The sequence below is a fragment of the Mycobacterium sp. genome (assembly GCF_035314905.1).
Classification (GTDB): domain Bacteria; phylum Actinomycetota; class Actinomycetes; order Mycobacteriales; family Mycobacteriaceae; genus Mycobacterium.
Window position 1 is genome coordinate 1 of sequence record NZ_DATFYW010000232.1, and the last position, 5,721, is coordinate 5,721.

The 5,721-nt window shown below is 68.2% G+C and carries 6 protein-coding genes; 4 read left to right on the plus strand and 2 right to left on the minus strand.

The window, feature by feature from the left end:
* Positions 1 to 98 precede the first annotated feature (98 nt).
* A complete protein-coding gene (locus tag VKG81_RS20175; RefSeq protein ID WP_414685349.1) occupies positions 99 to 1,331 on the minus strand; it encodes a serine hydrolase domain-containing protein in 1,233 nt (410 codons plus the stop codon).
* A 56-nt stretch (positions 1,332 to 1,387) separates the two neighbouring features.
* Between VKG81_RS20175 and VKG81_RS20180 the strand changes: the two genes are divergently transcribed.
* From VKG81_RS20180 to VKG81_RS20195, 4 genes are all read left to right on the plus strand, one after another.
* Entirely contained in the window at positions 1,388 to 1,771 is a 384-nt protein-coding gene (locus tag VKG81_RS20180; RefSeq protein ID WP_324398499.1) for a DUF2784 domain-containing protein, read from the plus strand.
* Between the two features lie 28 nt (positions 1,772 to 1,799).
* A complete protein-coding gene (locus tag VKG81_RS20185) occupies positions 1,800 to 3,008 on the plus strand; it encodes an acetyl-CoA acetyltransferase (protein ID WP_324398500.1) in 1,209 nt (402 codons plus the stop codon).
* A 15-nt stretch (positions 3,009 to 3,023) separates the two neighbouring features.
* Positions 3,024 to 4,541 (plus strand): carotenoid oxygenase family protein, encoded by a 1,518-nt coding sequence (locus VKG81_RS20190; protein ID WP_324398501.1) that lies wholly within the window; start codon positions 3,024 to 3,026, stop codon positions 4,539 to 4,541.
* Between the two features lie 62 nt (positions 4,542 to 4,603).
* Positions 4,604 to 5,530 (plus strand): winged helix-turn-helix transcriptional regulator, encoded by a 927-nt coding sequence (locus VKG81_RS20195; protein WP_324398504.1) that lies wholly within the window; start codon positions 4,604 to 4,606, stop codon positions 5,528 to 5,530.
* On the opposite strand, the gene VKG81_RS20200 is transcribed toward VKG81_RS20195, so the two are convergent.
* A partial coding sequence (locus VKG81_RS20200; protein WP_324398502.1) for an alpha/beta hydrolase occupies positions 5,476 to 5,721 on the minus strand: 246 nt, incomplete at its 5' end. The genes VKG81_RS20195 and VKG81_RS20200 overlap by 55 nt on opposite strands.

Sequence of the window (5,721 nt, forward strand, 5' to 3'; positions counted from 1 at the left end):
CGTCGAAACCGTGGTCGGCGAACGCGTCGGCCAGCAGAGCCTCCGTCGAGACCGGATCGTTGACGACGAACAACACCTTGCGTGCCACGCGGGCTAGGCTACTTGGCCGGTGGCAGCGGGGGAGCGTCGTCGGGCGCGAGCTGCGCGCCGATGCTGCGGAACAGCGTGTCGGCCGCGTTGTTGTAGTTGCCGCTGTTGTCGAACGCGCCCTGGTCGTAGGTGACCGCGACCGCGATCGCGATCTTTCGCGACGGCAGATATGCCTCGACCGCGGCATAGCCGGCCAGCAACGGATTTTGCAGCAGCCAGTCCCCGGAGATCACGATGCCGAGCCCGTAGGTGTAGACGTCGTTGAGTTCGGCACATGTCGGGCAGCCTGGTTGCGCATGGGTTTTGCCGCGCAGCTGTGGCGAGACCATCGCGTGGTATGACTCGGGGGAAAGCAGCTTCCCCGAGCCGATGCCCGACGCCGTCGCCGCCAGATCGTCGATCGTTGTGGTTTGAATGGCGCCGTGCGTGATCGTCCACGACGGGTTCCAGTAGGTGGTCTCCTCGTAGAACGGTGTGCCGGTGGGGATTTTGAGTGCTTCCCGGCGCTCCGAGGAGAACGCGTGCAGCACCGGCGCCGGAATCTCGGCGGTGTCGGAGTTCGCGGTGTGGGTGAGGCCCAGCGGTCCCAGGACGTTGTCCCGCAACAGCGTTGGGATGTCCTGCCCGGTGGCCTTCTCCAGCGCCAGCCCGAGCAGCACGTAGTTAGTGTGCGCGTAGTTCCAGTTGGTGCCCGGCGGGTACAACAGCGGCCGTGAACTTACCTGTGCCAGAATTTCATCGGTGGTCCACTGCCGGAACGGGTTGGCGTAGAGCGCCGCGTTGAACTCGTCGTTGCCGAGCACGTAGTCCGGGTAGCCGGACGTCATCTGCGCGAGCTGGCGAAGCGTGACCTGGTCGGAGTGCGGGAAGTCGGGAAGCCACTTCGACAGCTTGTCGTCGAGGCCGACCTTCTTCTCGTCGACCAGCCTCAGCAGCAGCGTCGAAACATATGAGATCGCCACGGCGCCGTTGCGGAAATGCATGTCGGTGGTGGCCGGCACACCGGTCATCGACTCGCCGACGGCGCGGGTGACGACCTCTTTGCCGTCCACGGTGACGCGGACGATCGCAGACCGCAGATGCGCCTGCGCCATCGTGGAGCGGACGACGTTGACGATCGCGTCGGCCCGGGCGCTGTCCGCGGTCGGCATGGGCGGTGCGCTCGCCTGCGATCCGCACGCCGCCAGGAGAATGCCTGCGCAGAGCGGCGAGACGAATCGTCTGCACGCGCTGTGTGCCACAGTGGGACGTGAAGGAAAGCAGGACACAGCGCCTTCCGTGAAACGGGGAGGAGCGAATGAGGGACCTCTACATCATGGTGGTCGCGGCCGTCGTGGTCGCACATTTCGCGTTCCTGGTCTACCTGGCCAGCGGCGGGTTTCTTGCACTGCGGTGGCCGCGAACGATCTGGCTGCACGTGGCGGCGGTGCTGTGGGGGGTCGGCAGCGTTGTGTTGCATTTCCCGTGCCCGCTGACGTGGCTGGAGCGATGGGCCCGACAGCATGCCGGGATGGGTCGGCTCCCTCCGGGCGGATTCATCGACCACTACCTGACCGGGGTCCTGTACGCGGCCGGTTCCGTCGGGGTGCTTCAGGTGCTGGCGTTTGCCGCGGTCTGCGTGTCGTGGATCGTGTTCGTGGCCAGACGTCGCCGACATCCGACCGCGAAACTAGCGAAGTAACTCCGTTAACTGTAGTAGAGTACGGGCCGTGAACGGCTCGAACGTCTGGCTCCTGGGCGGCTATCAAACGGACTTCGCCCGCAACATCACCCGCGAGGGCGGCGACTTCGCCGACCTGACGCGGGAGGTCGTCGACGCCACGCTGGCTTCGGCGCGCGTGCCCGCCGCCGACGTCGGCGTGATCCACGTCGGCAACGCGTTCGGCGAGCTCTTCGCCGGCCAGGGGCACCTCGGCGCGATGCCGGCAACCGTCTGCGACCAGCTCTGGGGCGTCCCGGCGACACGCCACGAAGCCGCGTGTGCGTCGGGCAGCGTCGCTGCGCTGGCCGCCGCGGCGGACCTGCGGTCCGGCGGCTACGACTGCGCGCTGGTCATCGGCGTCGAGATGGAGAAGACCGTGCCCGGCGACACCGCCACCGCTCACCTCGGCGCCGCGGCATGGGTCGGTCACGAAGGCGAGAACGCGAAGTTCATGTGGCCGTACATGTTCAACCGGGTCGCCGAGGAATACGACCGGCGCTACGGCCTCGACGAGCGTCACCTGCGCGCGATCGCCGAGCTCAACTTGTCCAACGCGCGCAAGAACCCGCACGCGCAGACCCGCGACTGGCAGGTGCCGGATCTCGACGGCGACGCCAATGCCGTCGTCGAGGGACGGTTGCGCCGGTTCGACTGCAGCCAGATCACCGACGGCGGGGCGGGCGTCGTTCTGGTTTCCGACGGCTACCTGCGCGCGCACCCCGACGCCAAGCCGACCGCCCGGCTCCTGGGGTGGGGGCACCGCACCGTCGGACTGGGCCTGCAACAGAAGCTCGACCGGCCCGGCGGCGATCCGCACCTGCTGCCTCACCTACGTGCCACGGTGCAGGACGCGTTCGACAGGGCCGGGGTGACGCTGGAGGACATCGACGGGTTCGAGGTGCACGACTGCTTCACCCCCAGCGAGTACCTCGCGATCGACCACATCGGGATCACCGCGCCGGGCGAGTCGTGGAAGGCGGTGGAGAGCGGCGACATTGCGATGACAGGGCGCTGGCCGATCAACCCCAGCGGAGGACTGATCGGCGGCGGCCACCCCGTCGGCGCATCGGGCGTGCGGATGCTGGTCGACGCCGCCAAGCAGGTCGCCGACTCCGCCGGTGACTACCAGGTCGAGGGCGCACGCCGGTTCGGCACGTTGAACATCGGCGGCAGTACCGCGACCGCGGTCAGCTTCGTGATCGGCGCGGTTAACTGAAAAGGATTGCTTCGCATGCATGTTGAGATCGTCGGGAAATGGTTGTCGACGCTGCCCGCTGACGACGACCACCCCTACCGGACCGGTCCGTGGCGGCCTCAGAGCACTGAGTGGCTCGCCGACGACCTCGAGGTCGCCGAAGGCGACATTCCCGCCGACCTCGACGGGGTCTATCTGCGCAACACCGAGAACCCGCTGCACCCGTCGATGAAGGCGTATCACCCGTTCGACGGCGACGGCATGATCCACGTCGTCGGCTTCCGCGACGGTGAGGCCTTCTACCGCAACCGATTCATTCGAACCGACGGTCTGCTTGCCGAAAACGAGGCCGGTGGCCCGCTGTGGGCCGGGCTGGCCGAGCCACCGGCGCTCTCGACGCGCGACGATGGCCACGGCGCCAGGGGCCGGATGAAGGACGCGTCGAGCACCGACGTCATCGTGCATCGCGGTACCGCGCTGACCAGCTTTTACCAGTGCGGCGACCTGTACCGCGTCGACCCGTTCTCAGCCGAGACGCTCGGCAAGGAGAGCTGGCACGGGCGTTTCCCGTATGACTGGGGTGTATCGGCCCATCCGAAGGTCGACGAAGCCACCGGGGAACTGCTGTTCTTCAACTACAGCAAGGCCGCCCCGTACATGCACTACGGCGTGGTCGACGAGCGCGGCCGCCTGGTGCACTACGTCGACGTGCCGCTGCCCGGGCCGCGGCTGCCGCACGACATGGCCTACACGCGAAACTACGCCATTCTCAATGACTTTCCGCTGTTCTGGGACCCGGAGCTGCTGAGGAGGGACGTGCACGCGGCGCGCTTCCACAGCGACATGCCGTCGCGGTTCGCGGTGATCCCGCGGCGCGGGCGGTCGGAGGACATCCGGTGGTTCGAGGCGGCTCCGACGTATGTGCTGCACTTCGTCAACGCGTACGAGGACGGTGACGAGATCGTGCTGGACGGCTTCTTCCAGGGCGATCCCGAGCCGGCCGACAGCGGCACGGGGGACAAGTGGCAGCGCGCGTTTCGCTTCCTGGCCTTGGATCGCATGCAGGCGCGGCTGCACCGCTGGCGGCTCAACCTGCGCACCGGGGCGGTGAGCGAGGGGCAATTGTCCGACAGCATCACCGAATTCGGGATGATCAACAGCCGGTTCGCCGGCGGACCCTACCGGTACGCCTACGCCGCGACCGGCAAGCCGTCGTGGTTTCTGTTCGACGGCCTGGTCAAACACGACCTGCATACCGGCGCACAGGAGCGTTTCGCGTTCGGTGACGGGGTCTACGGCAGCGAAACCGCGATGGCCCCGCGGGTCGGCAGCACGGCTGAGGATGACGGGTATCTGGTCACGCTGACCACGGACATGAACGCCGACGCGTCCTACTGCCTGGTGTTCGACGCTCGCCGCGTCGCCGATGGGCCGGTGTGCAAAATGAAACTGCCGGAACGGATTTCCAGCGGGACACATTCCACCTGGGCGGCGGGCGCCGAGCTGCGGCGCTGGCGTGAGACGGACTCGGCAGCGGCCGCGATCGGGATGTAGGCGTGGGCGGCATCGACGCCCCGAGCGCCCTGGCGGGCGGCGGAACCAACGCGGTGGGTCGCATGCTCGGTCTGCTCGGCGACGAATGGACTCTGCTTATCGCCCAGCAGGCGATGCTGGGCGCGCGGCGCTACAGCGACTTCGGCGCGCGGTTGCCGATCTCGCATTCGGTGCTGTCAGCGCGCCTCCAGGTGCTGAGCGCCGATGCTCTGCTGAGTCGCCGGGTGTATCAGACCAATCCGCTGCGCGCCGAGTATCAGCTCACCGCCCGCGGCAGAGGCCTGTGGCCGGTGCTGCTGTCGATCTGGGAGTGGGAGCGCCACTGGGTCCCGATGCATGCCGCGGACCTGCCGAGCATGCACCACGGGCTGTGCGGCCGTGACTTCGCGCCCAGCCTGTGCTGCGGTTCCTGCGGCGAGGCCGTGACCGCGAAAGACGTGGTGGCTCAATGGGGTCCGAGCGGGTCCTGGCCCCGGTCGGCGCCGGCCGGTGCCACCCGCCGGCGGTCGGGCCGCCAGCGAGTCCAGGCCGGGCTGTTCCCCGAGACGATGAGCATCTTCGGCAACCGCTGGTCCGCGGCGCTGCTGGTCGGCGCGTTTCTTGGCATCGCGCGTTTCACCGATTTCCAGGCCGTGCTCGGCGCGCCTCCGAGCGTGACCGCCGAACGGCTTGCGTCCCTGGCCGCTTCCGGCGTGCTGACCGGGGCTCCCCGCTACCAGTTGACCGAGAAGGGCCGGGCGTTCTTCCCGGTGTTGGTGCTGTCGCTGCAGTGGGCGCAGCGCTGGTTCCTCGCCCCCGAAGGGCCCGCGGTGCTCTTGACGCATGAGGCATGCGGGGATGCGTTCGTGGCGACTCTGGCGTGCGACCAGTGCGCCGAGCCGCTCACGGGCCGCGACATCGCCGTCATCCCGTCAGCGGACCGGCTCGACTCTGATCAGGCGCCGGGGCGTGCCACGAAGTCGCCGACGCTTCCGATGGTCGCCTCATAGGCGTCGGGCATGTGTGCCGGAAACATCATGTCCGCGGCGTGGCATGCGCCCGGGACGGTCCGCAGGGTGACCGCGACGTCGGCCTGCCTGAGCTTGCGGTAGTAGGCGAGGCCCTCGTCGCGAAGCACGTCGAGCTCGTTGACCGAGACGAGATGCGGCGGCAACCCCGCCAGCTCGTCCACGGTGGCGTG

Bases quoted from the DNA above. Each gene is read 5' to 3' on its own strand.
- VKG81_RS20195 (WP_324398504.1), top strand. From the start codon at position 4,604: ATGCTCGGTCTGCTCGGCGACGAATGGACTCTGCTTATCGCCCAGCAG.
- VKG81_RS20180 (WP_324398499.1), top strand. From the start codon at position 1,388: ATGAGGGACCTCTACATCATGGTGGTCGCGGCCGTCGTGGTCGCACAT.
- VKG81_RS20190 (WP_324398501.1), top strand. From the start codon at position 3,024: ATGCATGTTGAGATCGTCGGGAAATGGTTGTCGACGCTGCCCGCTGAC.